This window comes from Moorena sp. SIO1G6 (genome assembly GCF_010672795.1).
Lineage (GTDB): Bacteria > Cyanobacteriota > Cyanobacteriia > Cyanobacteriales > Coleofasciculaceae > Moorena > Moorena producens.
This window is the reverse complement of sequence record NZ_JAAHFZ010000071.1, coordinates 1-24,443: the sequence shown is the minus strand read 5'-3', so window position 1 is coordinate 24,443 and position 24,443 is coordinate 1. Positions and strand designations below refer to the sequence as shown.

Sequence of the window (24,443 nt, the reverse complement as noted above, 5' to 3'; positions counted from 1 at the left end):
TTACCCGTCAACCCTAAACAAATGACTAAAATCCTGTCAAAATGGGTAATCTTACCGCTGATAATTCTCTGCATTATAGCCTGTGGCAGCAGTAACCTAGATGGAGTAACCACCGTCACTCTCGGTGGTTGGCAAAGCAGCCCTACTGAAAAACAATTACTAGAGCAATTACTAAAAGAATTTGAAGCTAAACATCCCAAGGTAAAGGTTAAGCTTGAAGTCATCACTGGTCAATACATGGATGTGATCAAAACCCGATTAATTGGTGATGCAGCTCCAGATATCTTTTATTTAGATGCCTATGAAGCCCCATTACTAATGATTCATGATGTTTTGGAGCCTTTGGATGACTACATTAAGCGCACTGATAATTTTGATGTAGCTGACTTTGAACCCTCTCTGTTTAAAGCATTCCAATATAATGGAATAATCTACGGATTGCCTAAAGATTTTTCCACCCTTGCCCTTTTTTACAATAAGCAATTATTCAAACAAGCTAATTTAACTCAACCACCCCAAACTTGGGAAGAATTACGGGATTATTCCCAAAAACTCACCGTTGATAAGAATCGCGATGGCAGAAATGAACGCTATGGTTTGGGAATTAATCAGGAGCTGGCTCGTCTCTATTTTTTAATTAAAGCTTTTGGAGCTAACTTAGTTGACAAAAACGGCTACGCTACCTTTGCCACTCCTGAAAGTTTTAAAAGTCTTAAAACTGTCATTGACCTATACCGAAACTACCAGTCTGCTGCCTTACCTTCAGACGTTGGGGCTAGTTCTGGTAGCGAAATGTTTGGTCAGGGTAAAACCGCAATGGTCATCGAAGGTAGCTGGGCGATTCCTTATCTCAAAGACACATTTCCTAAAATTAAATTCGCCACCGCTGAAGTTCCCTCCTTAGGTAGTAAAAAAGGAACAATGGCTTATACCGTTGCTTATGTGATGAACAAGCAAGCTCAACATAAAGAAGCAGCTTGGCAACTAATTTCCTATCTAACCGGCAAAGAAGGAATGAAAGCTTGGGGAAAAGCCGGACTAGTACTACCTTCTCGGCTATCTGTGTTATCGGAACTAGGCTATCAAAAAAATCCCCTCTATGCTCCTTTTATTAAAGGAGCCGCCTATGCAACCATTTGGCAGGCTGGGGAAACCTTGCCAACCATTCAAACCCATTTCGATAATCAATTTCTGAGTACCTTACTGGGTGAGCAATCCTTAGAAAGTGCTATGAAGAAAGCCCAAGAAGCAGCTAACGAAGAGATTCGAGCAGGTGATTACTAACTTGGTTTTAGGGAGTCGAGAGTCGGGAATCGGGAATCGGGAGTCGGGAATCGGGAGGGTGGGGAGTGTGGTAGGTGTGGGGAGATGGCCAGATGGGGAGATGGCCAGATGGGGAGATGAACAGTTAGATCAGCAATTGGTGTAGTTTTTAATAAATTCTACAACCCAATGTTGATTTCTGATCACATCAAAAAATCATCGTTTGGTTTCGTAATCTTTTCTGATCTCTGCTTCTTCCTATTTACTATTCCCTGTTCCCGATTCCCGATTCCCGTTCCCCTCCTGGGAGGGGTTAGGGGTGGGTTCCGATTCCCGATTCCCGATTCCCAATTTCCTAACTTAAAATAAATCCTCAGTTCCCCATCCTGGTCCTTTCTGTGCAGCTCTGATCACAAATGCCGCTAACTTCTCGATTTTTTCCTGTGATAGCCAACTCTCTGGAACTTTGCGGCACGAGAAGCTTTCCTCGGTACCATCATAGGTCATCGGTTGCCTCATAAAAGTAACTAAACGATTGAGATTATCCCGAGGTGGTTTTGCCCCAGCTAGCCTCTCCAGAGATAGAGATACAGTGGGATTAATAATATTAGATCCTCCCACATGACACCTCTGGCAATTTTCGGAAAATAAATTTATACCAAAGGACAAGTCTTCGCCATCAAACAGCTTAGTCTCTCCCTTGCCATCTAAAGAAATCGGTACAGGTTCTGCTACGTCTAGGTAGCGCCTGACGTAGTCGTTAACCGGAGCCTGGGCTGGTGAACTAACCGTGCATGTCTCTAGGCAGAACACCAGAACCACTAGCAGCAAATAACGGATTGATAGGAATAGACCTCTTGCCAAAGTAGTGTTTTGATACTGTTTCCGTGAATTGTTGTCCACTATTCCCTGTTCCCTGTTCCCTATTCCCAACTTCTCAAAGAAGTCTAATAATCTACGGAGCATTGAGTATTATTGAGTATTTAAGGTGATATGTACTGATTGAGCAACAGGGCAGCGGCTTCTTCTATTAGCGATTAGGGTCTAGTTAAGGAACCTTAGGGTTATTGATTTTGGTTAACCCCTAACCCCTAACCCCTAACCCCTAACTGCCAAAAGAAGAAGCCTCTGCCCTTGCTGCTTAAATAAGCATAAAGCCTTTCGCTTCGTGCTTCTTAACCTCTCTACAAACAAACGTAATTAGTTACAGACCTTACCACAACCCCACGTTTTGCTTTTAGTGTTGACCTCATAGAGAATATAACCAGCAATATCAACGAGTTCATCTGTGGTGACATTCCTCATATACCGAAAAATATCAGCACTATCAGTGCTTGGATGAAATATAGAAATATCAATTTCCCCGTCGTAGGTGGTAGGATGCTTCAGGTAGTCTACTAAAGCCTCCAGGTTATTACGGGGTGGCGTTGCGTACTTTAAGTCTTCAGCACCAAGAGTAACGTTAGGGTCCGTTTTACTGTAACCTCCTTTGTGACATTGAGAACATTTAGCGTTAAACAAGCGTAAGCCCTCAGTGACCTCTTCGTTACTCAGAACCACCATGTCACCTGCTTCATTTAAAGGTACGGTGCGGTCCTTTTCAAGCAGATCGAGGGCTGCTGAACTGCCCACTGCAATATGAAAGGCAAAGAATAGGGTTGCCGTGATCAGCAATATAAATCGCTTCATTGTTGATTCTCCTCTAAAAATGTGGCTCATATGGGATTAGTTTTTCAAAACAGCATTAACTGATTCCCTGCACATTCTCTCGCTGAGGGGGATCCGAGTCAACCAATCACGGCTATCGAACTCAGGTATTACTGATTACCCTTTGTTTCAGACAAAATTTTTAGTATAATAGCCTTGGCATCTTCTAGAGGCAGATGGGTGTCTTGATTTTTGTAAGCAATGCCCAACTGCTGGCATAGATCGAATACCTCTTCTACTCGAAGGTCATACTCGGCGGCAATTTCCACAATTGAAAGGTCTGCAAAGCCCATAATAATTAAGCGCAATAGTAACTAAGGAACAGTTTGGGAAGTGTGGGAATTGTGGGGGCAAGAGGCAAGAGGCAAGAGGCAAGAGGCAAAAGGCAAGAGGCAAGAGGCAAGAGGCAAGAGGCAAAAGGCAAGAGGGAATATTTATGAAATCATCTGACTCCCCATCTCCCCATCTCCCCATCTCCCCACACTACCCGATTCCCTACTCCCGACTCCCGACTCCCGACTCCCTACTCCCGACTCCCTACTCCCGACTCCCTACTCCCAGCTCCGAAGTCCCTACTACTTCTGGCCGGGAAACCGCTACCGGTATAGTAGCCTGGGGTTGATGGAGGCGAATTAGCTGGGCTAGGGTTTTTTTCAACTGGGTGCGAGGTACAATGGCATCAACAAAGCCGTGGTCTAGCAGATATTCAGAGGTCTGGAAATTATCGGGTAGCTTTTCTCTTAGGGTCTGCTCAATCACTCGTCGTCCAGCAAATCCAATTAATGCCTTCGGTTCCGCTATGATAATATCTCCTAACATGGCAAAACTGGCGGTCACCCCACCAGTGGTAGGATGAGTCAGCACTGGAATGTAGAGTAGTCTAGCTTGACGATGGCGTTCCAAGGCACCAGAGATTTTGGCCATTTGCATCAGGCTTAACATCCCTTCCTGCATTCTGGCTCCACCAGATGCACAAACAATTACAACCGGTACCTGTCGCTTAGTCCCTTCTTCTATCAAACGAGTCAGTTTTTCCCCAACTACCGAACCCATACTACCGCCCATGAACCGGAAGTCCATCACTCCCAAAGCAATAGGCAAATTCTCTAGCTTACCGGTGCCAGTTTGTACCGCATCTGTGAGCTTGGTTTTTTCTTGGCTGTCTCGCAAACGATCACTATAGGCTTTGCGATCGCAAAACTTCAGGGGATCCGTCGGATGTAGGTGTTCATCCAGTGAGTTCCAGGTCTGAGGGTCAATCAGCTGGCGGATCCGCTCGTCACTAGGGACTCGCATGTGATGTTCACATTCAGTGCAAACCATTTGATTAGCTTGCAGGTCTCTGGCGTAGGATAGCACTCCGCAAGCTTCACACTTTTTCCATAGCCCATCAGCAATCTCCCGTTCTTGAGGTTGTTTAGGGCTTGGTTTAGGTTTTCTATTTGCAAACCAATCCAATAGAGACATAAAAATTTCTTATCCTGTTAACGTATTATCTAAATTTTTTTAGCTATAATTTTATCTTTATGATTGTCCTGCCTGCTCTTCCTCTGGGGAACTCAACAACAGTAAGGCTGTCCATTGATCTGGTGAGCGAACTTGTAAAGCCGCAGGACTACCTGCACCTAAATAAGACATGATCCCAATATCAAGAATCCGACTTGGGATATCATGAGCAGCTAGCACCTGCTGCATCAGCTCGGCTTCCCAGCGAAGATTGGTAGTTCTGATTGTTATCCAAGACACAGGCCAATACCAATAGCACCAATAGTATAGTTTTCAGAGCCGTTGAATTTGTTATTGCTATTTCATCTATAGTAGTTTTATTTATAGGTTATACTTAGTTATACTTATTCTGATTAGTAGACAATTAGCTAAAATTTTATAATAGGTTAATTTTTATAGGTTTCCCATTATATAGGAAGTTTTAGGTTTTCCGTTTCAACGTTTCAATTTAAAGATTGAGCGAACATTATTCAACAGGTGAGACAATCACGCGAATTTAATTCTTAATGGGTCAAGCCCACCTAAGATAATTTTTAGGTCAATGGGAAAAATAGTTCTAGGTAAGTGTGTACTATTAATTTACCCCACAGTAGAGTCAATCCTGCTCCCAACCCTAGAAAAGGACCAAAGGGCATTGGCTGTTTGCGATTCATCCAACCGAGGGCAATGGCTGCGCCACCAGCAAACGCCCCTACACCACAAGCGATGAAACTAGCCAAGAGCAAATACTTCCAGCCTAACCAAGCTCCCATCATCGCCGCTAGTTTAGCATCTCCTCCCCCCATAGCGGATTGACCAAAGGCAATAGAACCCCCAAAGGCAATCAAGTCAAACAACCAAATTCCTAGCACTGCACCTACCACCCCAGTCATGAAATGAGGAATTATTGCTATAGGTTGAGACCCCTCGAAAAAACCAGTAGTTCCTTGAAATACTAAACCAGCCACTAATCCAGACTGAGTTAGGGAATTCGGTAGGGTCATCGTATCGATATCAATCAGAGCCAGAGTCAACAACCAGCTCAAAAATGCCCAATACCCTAGGGTTTGCCAACCCCAACCATAGGTCCAGAAAACGAGTAAAAACAGTACGCCTGTTATGGCCTCTACTAGGGGATAGCGGCTGGAAATCTTGGTATTACAGTGACGGCAACGTCCTTTTAACCACAGCCAGCCCATTACCGGCACATTCTCTCGCTTCCCCAGCTTATGGAGACAATGGGGACAGCGAGAGGGAGGCCAAAGGATTGATAAACCAGCAGGTAGTCGGTAAACGACTACATTGAGAAAACTGCCAATAGATGCACCACTAGTGAAAACTATTGCGAAAACTATCGACGTTGTCAAGGCAGCGGATATTTCAACCATATCCTGTGTCACATGCTAATTGCTATAGGTTACTACCATAGAACTAATACCAATGACTGATTTACTTAATATTTATTAATAAAAGTCTCCTTGTAGTTGACTCAAAGGCACAAAGCATTCAGTTGGTAAAAGCACAGGTTGATTACTAAAGATTAACTTTCCTCTGAGGGTATATCTGTCAATCGCTACACCAGATGGTTGTTCATCTTGGTATGGATGAACTTCGTAGTAAACCCGGTAGATGTGCTGAGCTGCTCTCAAAACCGTAGGATCTAGCAGCTTCGGTAGCTCAATCCGAGTTTGGTAGTTTTCTTGTCTTTGCTGTGATGTATACACCACACTTTTTACCCTATTATTTCAGTTTGACTTTAATGCAATCACGCCCTCACGGCAAGGGGGTATTTCCGCAAAAGGGTACTGATTAACCAGGGGAAACCAATAGATTTTCCTGAGTTATTATCAGTAACCGCAGGTTTACCCGATCAAATCAAGGGATAATATCAAGATTCTTCTAGGCACTGAATTAGGGACTCTCCCATAGCACGACAACCTAAGAGATTCATGCCTTCTGAGATGATATCTCCTGTGCGATCGCCTTTATCTAAAACCTTTACAACTGCTTGTTCTATGCAATCTGCTGCTTCAGGCTGGTCCAATCCATAACGTAACATCATTGCAGCACTAAGCACCATCGCTAGGGGATTAGCTTTATCTTGACCTGCAATATCTGGAGCTGAGCCATGAACCGGTTCAAAGACTCCAGGGTTAGATTCACTTAAACTAGCAGAGGGTAACATACCAATACTACCGGTAAGCATAGCAGCAGCATCCGATAAAATATCCCCGAACATATTACCGGTAACAATGGTATCAAATTGTTTTGGAGCTCTGACCAATTGCATAGCAGCATTATCCACGTATAGGTGAGACAGTTCCACATCGGGATATTCTGCTGCTAGGGTTGTAATGCGATCGCGCCACAACTGGGACACATCCAACACATTAGCTTTATCCACCGAACAAAGTTTACCACCGCGTTTTTTAGCTGTTTCAAACCCTACTCTACCAATGCGGTCAATTTCGGCTTCGGTGTAAGCCATAGTATTGACTCCCCGTTTTTCCCCAGTTTCCTGAGAAAAAATTCCTTTAGGTTGTCCAAAGTAGATCCCACCAGTCAGTTCTCTAACCACCATAATATCGACCCCTTCAACCACGTTTCGTTTCAAGGTCGAGGCATCAATCAGTTGGGGGAATATTGTCGCTGGTCGCAGATTTGCAAACAACCCTAACCCTGCTCTTAATCCCAACAATCCGGTTTCTGGTCGTTGGTGGCGGGGGAGATTATCCCACTTGTAGCCTCCAATGGCAGCGAGTAAAACCGCATCACTATTGCGACATAGTTCTAGGGTCTCAGTAGGTAAAGGTTCATTAGTAGCATCAATAGCTACGCCACCGATTAGGGCTTCGGTAAATTTAAAATTAATATCGAATCGCTTGCCAACGAGGTTCAATACATCTACAGCTACTGCCATGATTTCTGGGCCAATCCCGTCACCAGGTAGCAGGGTAATGCGGTAGGAGTAAGTCATAGTTAGTTTGGTCGATGCTTAAGTATGAGGTGTCGTGGGTATAAGTTATAGCGTTCGATACTATAGCATCTGGCCGGTGTATGAGGGTAATTTTTTGATCAGCAGAGTTGGCAAGGGATAGGTGAAGAGATATCACCGATGTAACCGATAGACTCAGACCTCGCAACAAGGTAACAGTCCGGAACGAATCCCTAAACTAGCGATAACTAATAAAAATCAATAATTCAAAGAATTCTAGCCAAGCTCAACCGCCCTAGGTTAATCGATAGATCAAGAATAAAGCGCTAGGCTGGAAAAAAAACCAACATCTGAAATTCCCTTTGCGGTGCGACTCCGTGCTTTCTTGGAAAGGCTAGGGAACGCCCACCAACAGAAGGCTTTGGTCTTGTGCTTTATTGGCTCAGAAAAAACTTAGTCTTAAGCAAATTAAACAGGTAAAACCAGACTCTGATGGTAAAAGAACTGGCTATTGATACCCGTGGACTAACCAAGCAATTCGACCGCCATGTGGCTGTGCATGAGGTAGATTTGCAAGTGGAAAGCGGTGAAGTTTACGGCTTAATTGGACCGAATGGTGCTGGAAAAACCACCCTGATCCGGATGTTAGCTGCAGCGGAAGAACCTACCACTGGTGAGATTTACATCAATGGTCAGCGTTTGCTAAGAGATCAAAGCAATCCTAAGCTAAAACAGCGTTTAGGCTATCTACCTGATGATTTTCCCCTCTATGAAGATTTGACGGTTTGGGACTACCTAGACTACTTTGCACGTCTATATAAATTACGAGGCTCAAAACGCCGACAACGCTTATACGATGTTCTGGAACTGATTGAATTAACCAACAAGCGTAATAGTTTGATTTCTACCCTCTCCCGGGGGATGAAACAGCGCCTTAGCCTGGCTAGAACTATTATTCATGAACCGATTTTACTGCTGCTGGATGAGCCAGTCTCTGGTCTTGACCCCATTGCTAGAATGAAGTTTCGGGAAATTATTAAGGTTCTCCAAGAAGCGGGGATGACCATTCTAATTTCCTCCCATGTGTTGAGTGATTTAGCCCAACTGTGTAGCTCAGTAGGCATCATGGAATTAGGGTATCTGGTAGAAAGCGCACCCCTAGATGAGTTTTACCAGCGTCTTGGTCGCCAGCAAATTCTGTTGTCAAGCCTAGGTCAGCTGGATGTACTTAAAGGGGAATTGAAAAATAATCCCCTTGTAGAAGACTGGGAGATATTACCAGAACCAGGTCGGATGCGGATTCATTTTTCAGGAGGTCAAGAGGATTGTGCACAGCTATTGCGATCGCTGGTTAATGCTGGGATTCCCTTGACAGAATTCCAGTGCTCTCAAGAAGACTTAGAAACAATTTTCCTTAAATTAGGTCATCAGCAAGCATCATAGCTCGATCATAGCTGCATGAGAACTAGGAGACTACAAGGAGACTAATAGCGATATGGCACTTAATAATTTAGTTAACCAACTTGGGGAATTGAATCCCCAGGTGTTTCGAGAACTCAAAGGGAGTTTCAAACAGCGCAATGTCCTGATTACAGTGGCAATATCCTTGGTTGGTCAGTTGGTGATGCTGATCGGTTTTGGAACTCAGCTACCAGTGGCTGATGGTGATCGTACCATTTATAACCGATATTGCACTGGTCTCAAAGACTATTCCAACCTTACTTGCCTACCAGATGGCTTCGGAGGTTTTGAGATTAACTGGTCTCTGTGGTGGCAAGATGTATTTGTCTGGCTGAGTCTTATCGGTATCTTCAGCTTGTTGGTGGTTGGCACCTATATGCTAATCAGTGACCTCTCTAAAGAAGAAAGTCGTGGCACCTTGAACTTTCTGCGGCTGACACCTCAGTCAAGCCGGAGCATCCTAGGTGGCAAACTACTGGGGGTACCAGCATTGCTTTATCTAGCAGTTGCTTTTGCCCTACCATTGCATTTTTGGGCAGCTATTGCTGGTAAAATCCATTTGCTTGAGCTTTTAGGATTTTACACCGTTCTCGGTACCAGTTGCCTATTTTGCTATAGTATGGCGCTACTATTTGGCTTAGTTAGCAGATCTCTAGGAGGTTTCCAAGCTTGGTTAGGTTCTGGTGCTGTACTCATCTTTTTGTGGTTCACGACCATGGTGATTGATAACGCTGGAGTCAGCCATTACCCAGCTGACTGGCTAACGTTGTTTAATCCCACCATTGTCTTACCGTACCTGATTGATTCTAATTCGTTTGATCCGAATAGTTTTTATCCTGTTGAGCGTAGTTTCCAAGATTTGCGCTGGTTTGGTATCCATATCGGTGCCAGTTTCTGGACTATGGCTGGTTTTATTGTCCTCAACTACGGTGTTGGGACCTACTGGTTTGGGCAAGGGCTAAATCGTTGCTTCCATAACCCTAAAGCTACCCTGATTAACAAACAACAGAGTTACTGGCTGACCGCTAGCTTTCAAGCAGTGATTTTAGGATTTGCCCTCAACCCTCAATACAAGAACTGGCGTGGTTATACCCATGGCTTGGAAGAGAATTCACAGATGCTGCTGGTGTTCAACGTGGTGCTGTTTTTAGCTCTGATTGCTGCCTTGAGTCCCCATCGACAAACCTTACAAGATTGGGCGCGTTACCGACATCAGGATCGGACTTTCCGCAAAAAAGGAGGGGTGATAGCTGACTTAATCTGGGGTGACAAAAGTCCCGCTGTGGTAGCAGTGGCAATAAATTGTGCGATCGCATCTGCGATGTTGCTGACGTGGATATTACTTTGGCCTGCCAATGAGTACAAGATACCTGCCCTTTTCGCACTGTTGCTCAATAGCAGTCTGATCATGATTTACGCCACAGTTGCTCAGTTAATGCTGTTGATGAAAACACAGAAGCGAGCCGCTGGTGCAGTAATAGCGGTAGGAGGATTGATTCTCTTACCACCCATCCTGTTCTGGATTGGGTCGATGACTCTCTATGAGACTCCTGCTATATGGCTATTTTCGGTATTTCATTGGGGTATTTTGCCCTATGCTAATGGAAGTGTTTTCTTGGCCATCATTGCTCAGTCCCTAGCCCTAACGTTATTTAACGTACAGCTAGGAAGACAATTGCGACAAGCAGGAGAATCAACAACTAAAGCCTTGCTTTCTGGAAAAACAGAGAAATATCAAGCGAGAGTTAGCCACCTAATTCATTAGGTGGGCGTGGAGCGAGCCGGGATAAATCCCGGCGCTCGTGTTCAAGGTAGCTTTCCGTTTCTCCCTAGATATTCGACATATTCAGAGAGACTTAACCCAGCAGATTTTGCCAGTTCTTTTAGGTTGTCCCAGGCTAGCTTGGTTACCTTCACACTGTAAGTTTTTTTACTTTCGTTATATATGCTTGGTCTGCCGACTCTTCTTTTTGGTTTTTCTGGCATTTGCTTGACATTTTAATTACGGTAGTATTTTTTTAAATAAACATAGCAAAAAGGTCGATGCAAATGTATGGTTGCCAACAACATTTTATAACTACGACAGCTGAAAATAGAGCGATAATAGAATTTATCTGCTCAGAAGCTAACAAGCTAACCAATTGCGGAATCTATTATTGTCGTCAAATATTGTTCAAAGCCGGTAAATACCTTACAAATGCCGATTTGGATAAGATAATGAAGACAAATGTTCATTTTAAGGCAATGAGGTCAGCTTGTGCGCAACAAACGCTGCACGGAGTTATTGAGTCTTTTAAGTCTTATAAAGCCTTAAGCAAGTTATACAAGAAAGGTCAACTAGCGATCAAGCCTAGAGTTCCTAGTTACCGAAAGAAGGGGGGTTTGGCTGTAGTTAGTTATCCTGCTCGGTGGGTAAAGCTAATAAAAGGCCATCTCAAATTCACATTAGGAAAACAGGTTAAAGCTTGGTTTGGGATAGACCATTTCATCCTCCCTATGCCTTCTAATCTTGATTTCAAGTCAATAAAAGAGTACCGCTTTGTTCCAAGGAATGGGTGTTTGTATCTAGAGTTTGTCTATGAACGACCAGCTTCTGAACAGGTTCAATCAACAGACGAAGTGTTAGGTATTGACCCCGGTTTGAATAATTGGTTAACCTGTGTGTCTACTACAGGCAAATCATTTATCTTGGATGGAAGGAAGGTCAAATCTCAAAATCAATGGTACAACAAACGTGTCGCTGCGATTAAAAAAGGGAAGAGCAAGGATTACTGGGATGAGACTCTAGCTTATTTGACCGAGAAACGCAACAGACAAATGCGAGACAACGTTAATAAAGCTGCTAGATTTATAGTTAACTGGTGCTTAAGTAATGACGTTAGTACAGTTGTATTTGGTTGGAACAAGCGCAATAAAGACAGCATCAATATTGGAAAAAAGAACAATCAACAGTTTGTTCAGATACCTACTGCTAAATTAAAAATTCGAATAGAACAGTTATGTATTGAGTATGGTATCAAATTCCTTGAGACTGAAGAAAGTTACACCAGTAAAGCTAGCTTTTTAGATCGTGATTTCCTACCTGTGCTCGGCGCAAAACCTGTTCGCGAAGCGTGCCCTTCGGGCTTGGGGTGGGCAGCAAGCGGAAAGAGAGTGAAGCGTGGACTTTATCGGTCTGCAAAAGGTGAATTGATTAACGCAGATTGCAACGGAGCTTGCAATATTTTAAGAAAAGTAGCGACACAGCTAGGGAGATCCCTAGCCGAGGTCGGTAGAGCAGATTTGAACCTGCCACAACGATATAGATTAGACTCATTGTCTAGATCCTATCGTGAAGCGTCACGTTCGCGAAGCGAGTCCAAAGGACTCAGCGTGGTTTCAACCCGCAAAGTGACATCCGCTTAGAATCTACGCTTTTCAAAACGTAGAGAGTTCAACCAATTACCAGTCACTGCTGATTAAGTTTTTTAGTTTACCTAAGGGTCGTTTGAACCCTTAGGTCGCGCGTCGATCAACTTTCCTACCCTAATCAAGGACTAGATTATCAAAGGGTTTTTTATCCTAATTATCGCGAAACATTTAAACAACAAATCTACCTTGGAGTGTTTAGCTTTATCCCAAGGCTTCGCTCCTTTTTTTTTTATAATTAAATAAGCATTCAAATCGACTAACAACCAATGGAAAATCTTAAAGTCGAAGCTCAGCTATCCTACGACCAGTTACTTAGAGCTGTTGAACAACTGAGTTTATCTGAACTGGAGAAAGTTGGAGCATACATCATATCCCTTCAGGCACAACGCAAAGCCCCCAGCCTTTCTTCAGATCAGGCTAGGTTGCTAATTACTATTAATCAAGGTGTACCAGCAGACATTCAAAACCGCTACGATGAACTGATTCAAAAACGAAAAATGGAGACGCTGACAGCTGAGCAGTATAAAGAACTTTTGGCTTTAAGTGATCAAGTGGAAACTATCGAAGCTAAACGTGTCGAAGCCATGGCAGAATTAGCTCGTTTACGCCAAATATCTTTAAGCACATAGGTGCGCTTGACCCGTAATTAAATTCGCCACGGGTCGCACCTCCTGATGGCAGATTTGGATATGCATCTCCCTGGCAATGTCTGAGAAATCAAGGATATTCTGGTTTGATTATACTCAAAGAGTGGTTAACTAAGGCAAGAGGCATGCTAGCAAGAGGCAAACGTTAGTTTTATTTGGATGTTTATTAGTGGTTAATAAGGTTACAAGTAAACTATTTTTTCATAAAAATTACACTTTCACAAAATAGATGTGAAAGTGATAATAAGCAATTTAATTACTTAAATACTAAATGATTATTACTATTTTATTTTACCTATTCTTTGAAATATAAATTTCAAACTTGATGCCAGTTGGAATTATTTAGCACTACAAAAAAAATAATACCATAAAATATAAATTTTTCCTAAAGCATAACTAGTTAGAGTTACCACTGGCATACAATCGTAGACTGATTTATCTATTTGATGCTTCTAGCTGATAACTAGACCGAGAGTGCTCAACGGAAAAATCCTGCCAAGTTGTCTGGACAGTTCCATATATTGAGTGTAAACTGAAACACAAAACCCATACTGTAGTAAAATTAACAGTTATTCTAAAATTCTGCTCAGCTATTATCAGCAATCTAACACCCTTAACAGCATAGGTGGGCTTGACCTTGGCGAATTTAATTCGCCAAGGTCAAGCCCACCTAAGGAACCGATCTACCACTAGAGGTGATAAGCGTGCAATCCCAAGTAATCTCAACAACCCCAGCTTCATCAACTACCCCCACTCGCCGCACAGGAGCATTTGCTCTAATGGATAGTCTCCACCGTCACGGTGTGACCCATATCTTCGGCTATCCCGGTGGAGCAATTCTACCGATATATGACGAACTCTATCACTGGGAAGATGCTGGTAAAATACAGCACATCCTAGTCCGACACGAGCAAGGAGCATCCCACGCTGCTGATGGTTATGCCCGTGCTACTGGCAAAGTCGGTGTGTGTTTTGCCACATCTGGTCCGGGAGCCACTAACCTAGTTACCGGTATAGCTACCGCTCACATGGACTCAATTCCTCTAATTTGTGTAACCGGTCAAGTCGCCCGTCCTGCCATTGGTTCTGATGCCTTCCAGGAAACCGATATCTTTGGGATTACTTTGCCCGTTGTCAAACACTCTTATGTGGTGCGTGACCCTGCTGATATGGCGCGGATTGTTGCCGAAGCTTTCCACATCGCTAGCACCGGACGTCCTGGACCAGTCCTGATTGACGTACCCAAAGACGTGGGTTTAGAGGAATGTGACTACGTACCTGTGGAAGCTAATCAACTCAAGTTGGTGGGCTATCGTCCAACAGTAAAGGGCAATCCCCGCCAAATTAACCAAGCCCTAAATTTAATTCGGCAAGCACGACGACCACTGCTTTACGTTGGTGGCGGAACCATTGCTGCTGGTGCCCATGATGAACTGCGCCAACTGGCAGAAATCTTCCAAATTCCGGTAACGACCACGTTGATGGGTAAGGGAGCATTTGATGAATCCCATCCCCTATCGGTAAAAATGCTGGGGATGCATGGCACTGCCTATGCTAACTTTGCCGTTAGTGAGTGTGACTTACTGATTGCTGTAGGGACGCGGTTTGATGACCGGGTGACCGGGAAACTGGATCAGTTTGCCTGTCATGCTCAAGTGATTCACATCGACATTGATCCCGCTGAGGTGGGTAAAAACCGCTCTCCACAAGTACCGATTGTAGGGGATGTGCGCCGGGTTTTGCAATATATGTTGCGCCGTTACCAGGAAATGAATATCTCAGCAGAACCTAATCAAACCCAGGAGTGGCTAGCACGGATTAACCGTTGGCGTGAGGACTATCCCTTGCAGGTGCCTCAATACCCCGATAGTTTATCTCCCCAAGAAGTGATTGTAGAGGTAGGGCGTCAAGCACCTAAAGCTTACTATACCACGGATGTCGGTCAACATCAGATGTGGGCAGCGCAATTTCTTAATAATGGACCGCGCCAGTGGATTTCCAGTGGGGGATTGGGAACTATGGGCTATGGCATGCCAGCAGCCATGGGAGTCCAGGTAGCATTACCCGATCAGCAAGTGATTTGTATTGCTGGTGATGCGAGTATCCAGATGAATATTCAGGAACTGGGTACCCTCGCCCAATATGGCATCAATGTTAAGACCGTGATTATTAACAACGGTTGGCAGGGAATGGTGCGTCAGTGGCAACAAGCGTTCTTTGGGCAGCGTTATTCCTCTTCAAATATGGAAGTCGGGATGCCGGATTTTGTGCAACTGGCTCAGGCTTACGGGGTTAAGGGCATGATAGTTACTAGTCGGGATCAACTACAGGATGCGATCGCACAAATGCTAGCCTACGATGGTCCTGTGTTGTTAGATGTTCATGTAACCAAAGACGAGAATTGTTACCCAATGGTAGCCCCTGGTAAGAGTAATGCCCAAATGATCGGTTTACCAGAAAAACCATTACTCAAGAATGCTACAGAGCTAATCTATTGCAGTAACTGTGGTGCCAAGAATGTAGCAAGTAACAATTTTTGTCCTGAGTGCGGCACCAAGCTTTAATATTGTGTACCTAAGGATTTGACATTGCTGATCAATGGCATGATTTAGGCTAATCGGTCATGGATAATAGTAATGGATAGTAATGGTTAATTGGTACTTAACCATTTACTAATTACCCAACTATAGTTAATATCATTCCTTAGTTCAGCAAAACTGATAATTTCTCATTTAACCTTACTTACTTCGCTCACCAGCGGAGTATTTTTTTTGGCAAGTATCGTCAGTTTAATCCTACTTATCGGTAAGCATTCAGCTGATAGCTGATAGCTGATAGCTGATAGCTGATAGCTGATAGCTGATAGCTGATAGCTGATAGCTGATAGCTGATAGCTGATAGCTGATAGCTTACCTCATACCTAATCCTAAATTACCTGCCAGATTGGTCATCGTTGAGTGTAATCATACATAAGTTAGACATTCGTATACGTTATCCCATACATTAGTCTTCGATAATCATAACATAAGCAACCTATTATCAATTACCAAAAGGTAATATTTATTGTTTGCAGGCATTGCTAAGAATTGGAATAACTAAAAATCACTCTATAGTCAACATTAATTCAAACGCTTATTGCTATTGTATATGATTAATACTAAGATAGTTCGGAATGGACTAGCTCTCCTAGCTAGTAGCTTATTATTCACACCCAGTCCTGGTTTGGCTAGCTCTCCTCGTCAGGGGCAAGTTGAAAATAAATTAATCGCAGCAGCACAGTATTTAAGAGACCGGGATTACATGCCAACTCATCGACCGGTAGTCAATAGACTTTCCCGAAACCAAGTCTATGCATTTACCCTGGATCTAGAAGCTGGTAAATCTTATACCTTAGTAAGTTTTTGTGATGATGCTTGTCTCGATATTGACCTAGGTCTGTATGATAACAATGGCCAAACCGTTGACTATGATACTGACTATGGTCAATATCCGATTGTTCAAGTTACCCCTCGCGGCAGTGGAAAATTTATGGTTAAAGTGGGTATGCCCCACTGTGTAAGCTCTTCATGCTATTACGGGGTGGGCATATTCGCGAAATAGATCAAGAGGATTGATCTTCCTTCCCATTTTGAAAAATTCATGCTATTATAATATGTGGTTCGGATCGACGCGATCGCAACGCCCAAACCTTGTCAGGACCGGAAGGTAGCAGCAATAAGGGATGCTTACGATAGGCGTAGACTCCGAGCCACTCTCGTAGCCACAACAAATAGCCACCACAGATAGCCGCAAAACTATACACTTCGCTGCAGTTTTCGGTAACTACACCTCTAATTCGACATAACCTCGATCACTTCAGTATCTGAAATCATTTCGCCATTATGAACTAAATCCTGATGATTGTTGGAATTTAAGGTAACCTTGATTTCATTACTACCAGGTTCAAGCTTGCCAATATAGTACCAATTGCTGTAAATCCTGTTAATTTTTTTGCCATTGATGTATAGATGTCCATGTCCTTCTCCTGGTTGATGGGCTTTGCTAGCATTCTTGGGAGAAAATTGGAAGTTAGAAACCTTTATTTCTAAATTCCATCCTGTCATTGGATCTGGAGACACCACTATCTCAACATCTGGAACAGGTTGACCAGAAGGGATTTCCATGGTGCCATGATGATGACCCATTCCTTCACCATGGTTGCTACTGCTGCCAGCCTTGTGATTATGGTGATTATGCTCCATCTGTTTACTATGGTGATTACCGGTTTCGGTTTTATGACCATGGAGCTGAGCATGGGTCTGTTCAGAATCTATATCTTCATAGGCTACCATTCCACAACCACTACCAAGTAAGCTGATAGTTAGCAAACTGCCTGATGCGAATCTGAAAATAGTTCTAAGTGCTGAAAATACTGCTAACTGCTGACGGGTTAGTAGGATTTCTTTGGGTAGGTAAGTTAATAAGGTCTTGCTCATCCGATCGACAATTGTTGTTTCTACCATGGACTTTGCTAAATTGCCCATGGTATTTTATATTAGGTCAGGTAAATTTTCAAAAGACAAGCTGTAAAACCTAGTAATTAGTTAGGTAAGCAGTCAGGGGTCAGCGGTGAGCTAAAAGCTCACGCTACGCGAACAGCAGTCAGATGAAAATAAACCCGGGAGAATTTAATATTGATAGATTAATGATAAGTGAAAGTATGGATAAAAGTCCTTGGCCATAGGCCACGCTAGGCCGTGTTTTCAAAGTTTTCCGCAAGATTTAGATCCCCCCCAACCCCCCTTAATAAGGGGGGAGCCATTCTCAAAGTCCCCCTTTTTTAAGGGGGATTTAGGGGGATCTCCGAGTTTGAAAACACGCCCTAGGGCAACCGCTTTGTGGCACAGGCTTCTAGCCTGTGACATTAACGAATGCTTACCTCTTTATTCAAAAGCTGATAGCACCTCAAGTAGCACCATCTGTAGCGCATAAGCTGATAACTGATAGCTGATAGCTGATAGCTGATAGCTAATAGCTAATAGCTGATAACTTACGATTACCAACCTACTTCTTGAGCTACTCCATACAATTCTTCTAAATGTCGGCAAAATTCACTGTAGGTTCCAATTGGGCGTGCGTCTAATCCAGTTAAATCTAAATTTTCTTCAGTACTTTTCTGTTGGAGGTCTACTCCTTCCTGTTTGTTCCGCATATTTAATCGGTAAGCATTTTGGTCTGGATAAATTTCAAAAATTATCTCGATCGCGTCTTCATAGGTATCTAAGGAAAGGCTTAGATCGAAGGGCTTTCCAGGTAAAACTAAGCTTATGCTGTCATAGCCTGTTACTTCTTCTGTGTAAAAAACTTGCGATTCGGACATGTTGATAATTATTTGAGTCCAGGCAGGAAAGCTAGTCATTTTTCTTCTCCTTTAGGTAGTGATATAAATGCCCCTGGGATTAACCTGGAACTAGCATGGAACGCAATAAACACACGGATGCTACTGTTGAGCAATAGGTGATTCACCACGGCACTAGGGAGGTTACCCCAATCAAGAATACTAATAATAACAACAATAGTAGGGTAACTATGATACCAGTAATGACGAAGGATGTGATTGCCCAACCCCGTTGATGGCGCTTAAAGGCTTTGATACTCTTCCAACGGCGACTTTTCCATGCCCATTCATTGCCCTTGATGCCCAAAATAATCCCCATCACTGGCCAAGCAAGAAATCCAGTCACTAAGGATAGATCCGTCCAGGCAATCAGTCCAATCCACACTTGATTGGTAACACACCACAAACCTGGTAAACAAAAGGCACCCCAGTTCCAGCCTTGAATCTCTGCTGGCACTGGCACAGATTCGTTAAACACTTGCTTACAACCGGAATTATTGATGGGAGTCGGTGGCGGGTAGGATTTAGACTGGGGAGTTACAGCTACAGTACCCTTGATTTCTGTTTCTCTAACTTTAGAATCATCAGAATAATCGGTTCCGATTAGGTTTAGAACCTCTTGAGCAGATTGGAATCGCTCAGAGGGTTGGGATGCTAGCAAACGAGATAGAATACTATTAAAATCTGGGGATAGAGTTACTTCTTCTTCAGTTCGCCAGTTGAGGGTATAAGGATCAACCAGTTCCTGGGGCTGTTTGCCAGTCATCAGTACTAGCGCTGTTACTCCCAAAGCATACAGGTCACTATGGGGAGCAGCAATCCCTAGGCGTAGCTGTTCATCAGGGGCATAGCCAACTTTACCTAAGCAAGTCCCACCAGCGTAGATGGCGGAGTTTTGCCCACTCGTTACCGGAGTATTGACTTCTAGGGCAATTTGTTTGACACCACCCAAGTCAATTAATACTGGTACTCCATCGGAAGCACGACGGATAATATTGTCTGGAGCAATATCCCGGTGAATTATTCCTAATTGGTGTAGGTAGCTTAAGACCGGGAGCAATTGCTGAAACAGTTGGATAATTTCGGTTTCGCTGAAGCGTTCCCCTTTGCTTACTCGTTCTTCGAGTAAAGTTTGATAGGTTTTTCCTTCAATGTAGTCTTGGACGAGAAACAACCGTTTGCCATGGCGAAAAAATTCCCAGAATCTCGGAATTTGGGGGGATGAAAGCTTGTGCAGCATGGTTGCTTCCCGTTGAAATAGTTCTTCCGCTTTTTCTAGGGTATGGGTGCCCTGGTTTCTTGGAGTCAGCTCTTTTAGGGTTACTAGTTCATTAAAGCGTCCAGTGTCTTTGGCGAGGTAGGTTTTGCCAAATCCCCCTTGTCCTAAGGTACGTTGAATTATGTAGCGATCGCGTAATCGGCTTCCAGTCTGTAATGTATTGTCATTATTAGTATTGTCTAATGTATTGTCTAATGTATTGTCATTATTAGTATTATCTAGATTAGTCTCTAGGGGACTGCTACTGGGAGGAGGTAGAGAGGCACCACAACGAGAGCAAAAACTTGCCCGACTGGGATTGATTTGCTCACATATCATACAAATGATTGAATTCATGGCTCCACTCTTTTGAATACCAGTTGGGTTCATGCCGTTGCTGCCTAGTTAATTGGTATTATAATTGGCACTATAATTGGCTCGATATGATCTATTTTAGCCACCATGAGAAAAATCAGAGTTCATTCAAATGTGCGGTTTGGGGTAAGTATTGTGGACGGTTGATGGTGAATTGTCAACGAATTGTCAAGCGAAGGCAGCAATCTTAATAAGAAATAAGAAATAGTTAAGAATTGAGCAATCTAGTAATTATGAACTATTTCAGGCTTACAATTCAAAGTTATAGCACTACGCATTAAGGTGTTTGACATTGATACAAGCAGCAAAAGCTGTCGCAGTTAACTTTTGCCTCTTGCCTCTTGCCAATGCCATTGCGCGTAGCGCTATATGTGCTTGAAGTAGGGTGATGGTGCAAATAACAGGAACAACAAAGTTATTGGGTGTGATTGGTGATCCAGTGGAACATTCTTTATCACCACTGATGCATAACCAAGCGATCGCATCCTTGGGTGTGGATTATGTCTACCTACCTTTACCGGTAAAATCAGCAGATTTGAAAAATGCGATCGCTGGTTTTGAGGCGATTGGTCTAGTGGGCTTCAGTATCACTATTCCCCACAAACAGACTATCATCCCCTTGTTGTCGGAAATTTCAACAGTGGCTCAAGGGGTGGGAGCAGTGAATACTGTGTATCGCACCGATCAGGGTTGGATTGGTACGAATACCGATATCGCAGGATTTATCACCCCGTTGCAAGGGTATAACCGGGATTGGACTCAAACTACTGTAGTCATTTTGGGGTGTGGTGGTGCAGCACGAGCCGTAGTAGTCGGTTGTGCTGAACTCGGTTGTAGTGAGATTCATGTGCTTGGTCGCAATCAGGACAAGTTAGGTCAATTTAAGCAAAGCTGGATTAATTCTTCCCTTGCTATTACTATTGATACTCATCCTTGGGAACAACTACCGGAACTTCTGGCCCAAGCCAATTTGTTGGTTAATGCTACTCCGGTGGGCATGTATCCCAAAGTCGAGCAGTCTCCTGTGGATCAGCTAGCCATGGCCAGGTTGCCGGAAAATGCGATCGCTTATGACTTGATTTACACTCCTAATCCTACTCAGTTTTTACGACAAGCCAAAGAACGGGGAGCGATCGCAATTGATGGATTGGAAATGCTGGTGCAACAGGGAGCAGCAGCTTTCAAAATTTGGTTAGGACAAACTCCGCCAGTGGATATTATGCGTCACGCTCTGCAGGAGAAATTAGGATTATTGAAAAGTTAGCTAACATTTATGGCGTTGCTGAATCTTGGAATGAATATGAGTGGGGTGGGCATCCTGCCCGCCCGAAAATAAGCATGAAACTGGCAAGATGCCAGTTCCACGCAAACATGCCCATTCCACAGGTGCGCTTTCAGTGATGGCGAGCAATCCCTCACCATTACGGAAAGCGCACCTATAATACCTAACACCTAAGACCTGTCCAAGGGCGAAACGTTTTGGAGCTACTGACTATCCTTAGTATGGACCTAAAATCCAGTTACCAGGAGCTTCTGGGTCGTCACTGTAAAAGAAATCATGGACATGCTGTAAAACCTCTTCTTTACTGAGATGTCCATCGCCATTTAAATCAAGCTTTGAAAAAATTTCGTCAGTCAAGTTTCCATCTGAGAAGTGAGAGAGGAAGCCCTGTTTGTACTCTTGACGAGAAATCTCTCCATTGCCATCAACATCCAATCGCTCAAAAATCAAATTGGTTAGCTTGGCGATCACATCTTCTTCATAGGATCTTTCGTAGGACTGTGAGGTTTTAATTCCAGATTGGCGCTCTAACCACAAAGGCCGATATTGCTCCTTGAAACTAAGTTGTTTGGCTTTATGTTCCAGAAATTCTTCTAGAGTTACTTCGCCATCATCATTAATGTCCACTTCTTTTTGCCAGTTCTTCCATAAAGTTTTGAACTGAGAACAAATGATGTTATATTCCAAAGAACCCGGTTGATAACCTTGAACTTTTGCCTGAGACTGAGCCATCTTTTCATAGTCAGCTTCAGTGATGACTCCACTACCATCAACATCGTATAAATCGAAGAGTTTCTTCAGTTTTCGCTTCTGCAATTCGGTTAGCACCATAGCTTTATCCTGTTGTCAAAAACCTTAACTTAATCACTAATGGCAGCGATGAAAGGAAAGACTTTGTAGTGCATCGCACAGATGCCTTCCTCGGTTGTCATATAAGTCCCCATCGGGGTTTTTGGGCTACACCCTGCACCAAATATCTTGCACTGACACGGTTGAAATACTCCCGTTAGGATAGTCATGCACTGAGCAAACTGGACATCAGCGAGTTTTAATTTGGGTAGGTTAAATTTTACTTCAGCATCAAATTGAACGTACTCAGACCGGAGTCTTAATCCTGAAAAATCAACCGAACCCATGCCACGCCACTCATAGAATTCACGGGGTTCAAATACCTGGCAAATGGTTTGTAGCGCTTCTGAATCGCCTTCTGCTGGTACTTGTGCCTGGTCTTTTAATTCTGCATTACCATCCACCAATTGCTGTAGCAGGGTTTGGGTGGCTTTCAATATAGCCTGGTGACTAGAATCAGCAATGATGATCGGTTTGCGGTAAGACTCAACAAAAAAGCGATAAGGTTCAAGACCAATTACCGAAGCAACTTCAGATGCACAGATCAACCCGTCAATGTGTATCGATGGGGAGTCCAGAATGGCTTTGATAGCCGGAATTAGGGTCATGTGGTTGCAATAAACGCTGAAGTTGCTAATCCCTTCAGCAGCAGCTTGCCCCAGGTTAAGCGCAAGAATCAATAAGCCGTGGCTTATTGAGAAAAAAACTAGCTCATTCTCAACAAATTAACTCTATTGCCAGTACAGTTCTACGAGATTATAGGGGTATGAAGCTTCCACCACCTGAACGAGGTGGTGGTGTCCTATGCTAACCTGGAACTACGAAGCGTCCACAGGTCACACAAGCAAGCCCAGCTTCTAGGCGGTCGTCGAGATCTTTTGCTGGAACGACCCTCCTCGTCATTTCTGCGAGTGAGTTTGAACACGCCCCTGGCACCAATGTTGTAAGCTCCGTTTAAATCCGCATTAAACCCCTTACCTGAAGGGAAGGTTGCCAAGGAGTATTTTTTTGAATTTCGTTTAATCGTACCAGAGCCATCAAAAGCCAATTTTGAAGTATAGGCGGCGATAACTTCTATCACCTTACCACCCAACTCAGCCCATTTCATTTCCGTAAAGTCGCGGATTTTCTCTTTGAGCCATCCGTGGAATCTTTGCCTTAAGTTGGAGCGCCTTTTTCCACCTCTTGGCTTCCACCCTTTGAGATTCTCAAATACAATTACTTCAGAATTAAACTTTTCAGAAATCCCCACAATCCGTCTAGAAACAACATGGCTGATCTGGGTATTGATTCTTTGACATTTTTGATAAGTTTTGGAGCAAAACCCAATATGAAGTTTTCCTCCTTTGCCCATCGTTTTTGATGCTCTTTTTGACACGGATTTTAGTCGTTTGTCCCTACGGTCTATGTCTCTTCCAAGATGAATAAACTCACAATGGATTACAGTGCCGTCATCGGTTACAACTGCTACGGTAGCAGTAGTGTTGATACCTAAATCTACCGCAGTAACATTAGCCTCTGGTTTTCGTTTTTCTGGCTTACAAGTGAATGGGACGGACAAATGGCAGTACCTATCATTGAAAACCAACAAAGGCGACATCATTTTATTTGTAGCTACCTGATGCCTTTCTCTCAAGCCGGTAATCTGAACCATAGTCCAGACCCAGTTTTTGCCATCAAAAACTTTGATTTCTACTTGGTCGAAACCATGCATCTTGTAACATTGCCCTTTATACAAGGCAGGATAGCAACCAGTATCAGCATTTAGTCTTGGCGGTTTACTATCTTTCCTTTTTCGATTACCAGATTGCCATTCGCAATATCTAGTAACGAAACTACTAACCTGTCCAGCTGCAAATGCGATGGCGGCTCGACGGTAATAACTAGGGAACTTGTAGAAAGCTTTATTGAACTGTGGATATTTGATATTTGGACGCTTTGCTGTTTCATGCATTAACTTTTCGACAGCAGGAGTTAACTGATCCGCTGTCAATCCACCAAGCTCAGACCAATGAGTATAAATAATGCCAACCAAGTATTTACAAGCCTGACGATAAACTTTGACCGTCTCATCAAACAATCCCTTTTGCTTGGAAGACGGGTTTAGTTTCCATTTGTCAGTTCTGATAACTTTGCTTGACGTTTTCACTGGTCTCGAAAAATATCGCTAGTTAATATTTTAGCCTACAAAAATGTAGACGACAATAGTTTGATTGATGTTCCAGGTTTTTGGCTATTGTTGTTGGCGTGGACTAACCCCCACTTGCAGGGTAAGCGCAAGAAAAATGAACTCATAATATGCTAAAGGAACCGATGTCACCATCAAGGTATCCAATCCAATGGTTAAAAGCTTTGATACACCCACGAACCCAAATCTAACAAGTCGCAAATCC

Annotated in this window: 24 protein-coding genes, 1 other RNA gene and 1 pseudogene; 12 read left to right on the top strand and 14 right to left on the bottom strand. The window is 43.4% G+C overall.

The features are described 5' to 3' along the window. Positions 1-21 precede the first annotated feature (21 nt). From F6K63_RS32570 to F6K63_RS32560, 3 genes are read left to right on the top strand one after another with little or no spacing between them, the layout of a single operon-like run. The gene (locus tag F6K63_RS32570; RefSeq protein WP_287314424.1) at positions 22-1,284 is read left to right on the top strand and encodes an ABC transporter substrate-binding protein; all 1,263 of its coding nucleotides are present in this window, start codon (positions 22-24) and stop codon (positions 1,282-1,284) included. Further along, positions 1,274-1,429: a hypothetical protein gene (locus tag F6K63_RS32565; protein ID WP_287314422.1), complete on the top strand. Its 156-nt coding sequence runs from the start codon at positions 1,274-1,276 to the stop codon at positions 1,427-1,429. The genes F6K63_RS32570 and F6K63_RS32565 overlap by 11 nt, the downstream gene beginning before the upstream one ends. A 23-nt stretch (positions 1,430-1,452) precedes the next feature. Continuing rightward, positions 1,453-1,632, top strand: a complete 180-nt coding sequence (locus F6K63_RS32560) for a hypothetical protein (protein ID WP_287314421.1) — start codon at positions 1,453-1,455, stop codon at positions 1,630-1,632. Here F6K63_RS32560 and psbV2 read toward each other — a convergent pair. The 3 genes from psbV2 to F6K63_RS32545 all read right to left on the bottom strand — a co-directional run bounded on the left by psbV2 (position 1,624) and on the right by F6K63_RS32545 (position 3,263). Next, positions 1,624-2,229 carry a photosystem II cytochrome PsbV2 gene (psbV2, locus tag F6K63_RS32555; RefSeq protein ID WP_287314420.1) on the bottom strand — a complete coding sequence of 202 codons (606 nt, stop codon included), beginning with the start codon at positions 2,227-2,229 and terminating at the stop codon, positions 1,624-1,626. The genes F6K63_RS32560 and psbV2 overlap by 9 nt on opposite strands. 234 nt (positions 2,230-2,463) lie before the next feature. After that, on the bottom strand, positions 2,464-2,952 hold the full coding sequence (gene psbV / locus F6K63_RS32550) for a photosystem II cytochrome c-550 (protein ID WP_287251246.1): 489 nt from the start codon (positions 2,950-2,952) through the stop codon (positions 2,464-2,466). Between the two features lie 128 nt (positions 2,953-3,080). Next, positions 3,081-3,263: a hypothetical protein gene (locus F6K63_RS32545; RefSeq protein ID WP_009149928.1), complete on the bottom strand. Its 183-nt coding sequence runs from the start codon at positions 3,261-3,263 to the stop codon at positions 3,081-3,083. 143 nt (positions 3,264-3,406) lie between these two features. On the opposite strand from F6K63_RS32545, the gene F6K63_RS32540 reads away from it, so the two are divergent. After that, positions 3,407-3,592 (top strand): hypothetical protein, encoded by a 186-nt coding sequence (locus F6K63_RS32540; RefSeq protein WP_287314419.1) that lies wholly within the window; start codon positions 3,407-3,409, stop codon positions 3,590-3,592. On the opposite strand, the gene accD is transcribed toward F6K63_RS32540, so the two are convergent. The 5 genes from accD to leuB form a co-directional block, all read right to left on the bottom strand. Next, positions 3,508-4,437 (bottom strand): acetyl-CoA carboxylase, carboxyltransferase subunit beta, encoded by a 930-nt coding sequence (gene accD / locus F6K63_RS32535; RefSeq protein WP_287314418.1) that lies wholly within the window; start codon positions 4,435-4,437, stop codon positions 3,508-3,510. The genes F6K63_RS32540 and accD overlap by 85 nt on opposite strands. A 57-nt stretch (positions 4,438-4,494) precedes the next feature. Continuing rightward, on the bottom strand, positions 4,495-4,716 hold the full coding sequence (locus F6K63_RS32530; RefSeq protein ID WP_009149933.1) for a hypothetical protein: 222 nt from the start codon (positions 4,714-4,716) through the stop codon (positions 4,495-4,497). A 293-nt stretch (positions 4,717-5,009) separates the two neighbouring features. After that, positions 5,010-5,843 carry a prepilin peptidase gene (locus F6K63_RS32525; protein ID WP_287314416.1) on the bottom strand — a complete coding sequence of 278 codons (834 nt, stop codon included), beginning with the start codon at positions 5,841-5,843 and terminating at the stop codon, positions 5,010-5,012. 75 nt (positions 5,844-5,918) lie between these two features. Beyond that, positions 5,919-6,179 (bottom strand): hypothetical protein, encoded by a 261-nt coding sequence (locus tag F6K63_RS32520; protein ID WP_287314430.1) that lies wholly within the window; start codon positions 6,177-6,179, stop codon positions 5,919-5,921. A 164-nt stretch (positions 6,180-6,343) separates the two neighbouring features. Then, on the bottom strand, positions 6,344-7,432 hold the full coding sequence (gene leuB / locus F6K63_RS32515) for a 3-isopropylmalate dehydrogenase (protein WP_287314414.1): 1,089 nt from the start codon (positions 7,430-7,432) through the stop codon (positions 6,344-6,346). A 450-nt stretch (positions 7,433-7,882) separates the two neighbouring features. Between leuB and F6K63_RS32510 the strand changes: the two genes are divergently transcribed. The 7 genes from F6K63_RS32510 (at position 7,883) to ffs (ending at position 16,662) form a co-directional block, all read left to right on the top strand. Then, entirely contained in the window at positions 7,883-8,833 is a 951-nt protein-coding gene (locus F6K63_RS32510; RefSeq protein WP_287314413.1) for an ABC transporter ATP-binding protein, read from the top strand. A gap of 52 nt (positions 8,834-8,885) precedes the next feature. Continuing rightward, positions 8,886-10,616: an ABC transporter permease gene (locus F6K63_RS32505; RefSeq protein ID WP_287314412.1), complete on the top strand. Its 1,731-nt coding sequence runs from the start codon at positions 8,886-8,888 to the stop codon at positions 10,614-10,616. A gap of 284 nt (positions 10,617-10,900) precedes the next feature. Next, complete coding sequence (locus tag F6K63_RS32500; protein ID WP_287314411.1) at positions 10,901-12,256, top strand: RNA-guided endonuclease InsQ/TnpB family protein; 1,356 nt, start codon at positions 10,901-10,903, stop codon at positions 12,254-12,256. Between the two features lie 272 nt (positions 12,257-12,528). Next, on the top strand, positions 12,529-12,891 hold the full coding sequence (locus F6K63_RS32495; protein WP_287314410.1) for an STAS/SEC14 domain-containing protein: 363 nt from the start codon (positions 12,529-12,531) through the stop codon (positions 12,889-12,891). 722 nt (positions 12,892-13,613) lie between these two features. Beyond that, the gene (gene ilvB / locus F6K63_RS32490) at positions 13,614-15,473 is read left to right on the top strand and encodes a biosynthetic-type acetolactate synthase large subunit (protein WP_009149959.1); all 1,860 of its coding nucleotides are present in this window, start codon (positions 13,614-13,616) and stop codon (positions 15,471-15,473) included. Positions 15,474-16,056: 583 nt separating this feature from the next. Continuing rightward, complete coding sequence (locus F6K63_RS32485) at positions 16,057-16,509, top strand: hypothetical protein (protein ID WP_009149960.1); 453 nt, start codon at positions 16,057-16,059, stop codon at positions 16,507-16,509. A 56-nt stretch (positions 16,510-16,565) separates the two neighbouring features. Continuing rightward, positions 16,566-16,662, top strand: an RNA gene (gene ffs, locus F6K63_RS32480) — signal recognition particle sRNA small type. A gap of 77 nt (positions 16,663-16,739) precedes the next feature. Here the strand turns inward: ffs and F6K63_RS32475 are convergent. From F6K63_RS32475 to F6K63_RS32465, 3 genes are all read right to left on the bottom strand, one after another. Further along, positions 16,740-17,432: a hypothetical protein gene (locus F6K63_RS32475; RefSeq protein ID WP_287295141.1), complete on the bottom strand. Its 693-nt coding sequence runs from the start codon at positions 17,430-17,432 to the stop codon at positions 16,740-16,742. Positions 17,433-17,944: 512 nt separating this feature from the next. Then, positions 17,945-18,307, bottom strand: a complete 363-nt coding sequence (locus F6K63_RS32470) for a hypothetical protein (protein WP_287314409.1) — start codon at positions 18,305-18,307, stop codon at positions 17,945-17,947. Between the two features lie 103 nt (positions 18,308-18,410). Then, entirely contained in the window at positions 18,411-19,901 is a 1,491-nt protein-coding gene (locus F6K63_RS32465; protein ID WP_287314407.1) for a serine/threonine-protein kinase, read from the bottom strand. Positions 19,902-20,307: 406 nt separating this feature from the next. Between F6K63_RS32465 and F6K63_RS32460 the strand changes: the two genes are divergently transcribed. Continuing rightward, positions 20,308-21,183, top strand: coding sequence for a shikimate dehydrogenase (locus tag F6K63_RS32460; RefSeq protein WP_287314406.1), 876 nt, complete (start codon positions 20,308-20,310; stop codon positions 21,181-21,183). Positions 21,184-21,417: 234 nt separating this feature from the next. On the opposite strand, the gene F6K63_RS32455 is transcribed toward F6K63_RS32460, so the two are convergent. The 3 genes and pseudogenes from F6K63_RS32455 to F6K63_RS32445 form a co-directional block, all read right to left on the bottom strand. Beyond that, on the bottom strand, positions 21,418-22,032 hold the full coding sequence (locus tag F6K63_RS32455; protein WP_287314405.1) for an EF-hand domain-containing protein: 615 nt from the start codon (positions 22,030-22,032) through the stop codon (positions 21,418-21,420). A gap of 29 nt (positions 22,033-22,061) precedes the next feature. Next, positions 22,062-22,751 (bottom strand): annotated as a pseudogene (locus F6K63_RS32450) (HypD family hydrogenase formation protein); the annotation flags it as partial. A 101-nt stretch (positions 22,752-22,852) separates the two neighbouring features. Next, positions 22,853-24,199: an IS200/IS605 family accessory protein TnpB-related protein gene (locus F6K63_RS32445; RefSeq protein WP_287314404.1), complete on the bottom strand. Its 1,347-nt coding sequence runs from the start codon at positions 24,197-24,199 to the stop codon at positions 22,853-22,855. Positions 24,200-24,443 lie beyond the last annotated feature (244 nt).

What these genes read in the sequence shown, in the direction of transcription:
- F6K63_RS32570 (WP_287314424.1), top strand. Translation starts at nt 22, where the DNA reads ATGACTAAAATCCTGTCAAAATGGGTAATCTTACCGCTGATAATTCTC.
- psbV2 (WP_287314420.1), bottom strand. Translation starts at nt 2,229, where the DNA reads ATGCTCCGTAGATTATTAGACTTCTTTGAGAAGTTGGGAATAGGGAAC.
- leuB (WP_287314414.1), bottom strand. Translation starts at nt 7,432, where the DNA reads ATGACTTACTCCTACCGCATTACCCTGCTACCTGGTGACGGGATTGGC.
- F6K63_RS32560 (WP_287314421.1), top strand. Translation starts at nt 1,453, where the DNA reads ATGTTGATTTCTGATCACATCAAAAAATCATCGTTTGGTTTCGTAATC.
- psbV (WP_287251246.1), bottom strand. Translation starts at nt 2,952, where the DNA reads ATGAAGCGATTTATATTGCTGATCACGGCAACCCTATTCTTTGCCTTT.
- F6K63_RS32495 (WP_287314410.1), top strand. Translation starts at nt 12,529, where the DNA reads ATGGAAAATCTTAAAGTCGAAGCTCAGCTATCCTACGACCAGTTACTT.
- F6K63_RS32465 (WP_287314407.1), bottom strand. Translation starts at nt 19,901, where the DNA reads ATGAATTCAATCATTTGTATGATATGTGAGCAAATCAATCCCAGTCGG.
- F6K63_RS32525 (WP_287314416.1), bottom strand. Translation starts at nt 5,843, where the DNA reads ATGGTTGAAATATCCGCTGCCTTGACAACGTCGATAGTTTTCGCAATA.
- F6K63_RS32505 (WP_287314412.1), top strand. Translation starts at nt 8,886, where the DNA reads ATGGCACTTAATAATTTAGTTAACCAACTTGGGGAATTGAATCCCCAG.
- F6K63_RS32485 (WP_009149960.1), top strand. Translation starts at nt 16,057, where the DNA reads ATGATTAATACTAAGATAGTTCGGAATGGACTAGCTCTCCTAGCTAGT.
- F6K63_RS32460 (WP_287314406.1), top strand. Translation starts at nt 20,308, where the DNA reads ATGGTGCAAATAACAGGAACAACAAAGTTATTGGGTGTGATTGGTGAT.
- F6K63_RS32510 (WP_287314413.1), top strand. Translation starts at nt 7,883, where the DNA reads ATGGTAAAAGAACTGGCTATTGATACCCGTGGACTAACCAAGCAATTC.
- F6K63_RS32540 (WP_287314419.1), top strand. Translation starts at nt 3,407, where the DNA reads ATGAAATCATCTGACTCCCCATCTCCCCATCTCCCCATCTCCCCACAC.
- F6K63_RS32470 (WP_287314409.1), bottom strand. Translation starts at nt 18,307, where the DNA reads ATGACTAGCTTTCCTGCCTGGACTCAAATAATTATCAACATGTCCGAA.
- F6K63_RS32455 (WP_287314405.1), bottom strand. Translation starts at nt 22,032, where the DNA reads ATGGTGCTAACCGAATTGCAGAAGCGAAAACTGAAGAAACTCTTCGAT.
- F6K63_RS32475 (WP_287295141.1), bottom strand. Translation starts at nt 17,432, where the DNA reads ATGGGCAATTTAGCAAAGTCCATGGTAGAAACAACAATTGTCGATCGG.
- F6K63_RS32500 (WP_287314411.1), top strand. Translation starts at nt 10,901, where the DNA reads ATGTATGGTTGCCAACAACATTTTATAACTACGACAGCTGAAAATAGA.
- accD (WP_287314418.1), bottom strand. Translation starts at nt 4,437, where the DNA reads ATGTCTCTATTGGATTGGTTTGCAAATAGAAAACCTAAACCAAGCCCT.
- F6K63_RS32545 (WP_009149928.1), bottom strand. Translation starts at nt 3,263, where the DNA reads ATGGGCTTTGCAGACCTTTCAATTGTGGAAATTGCCGCCGAGTATGAC.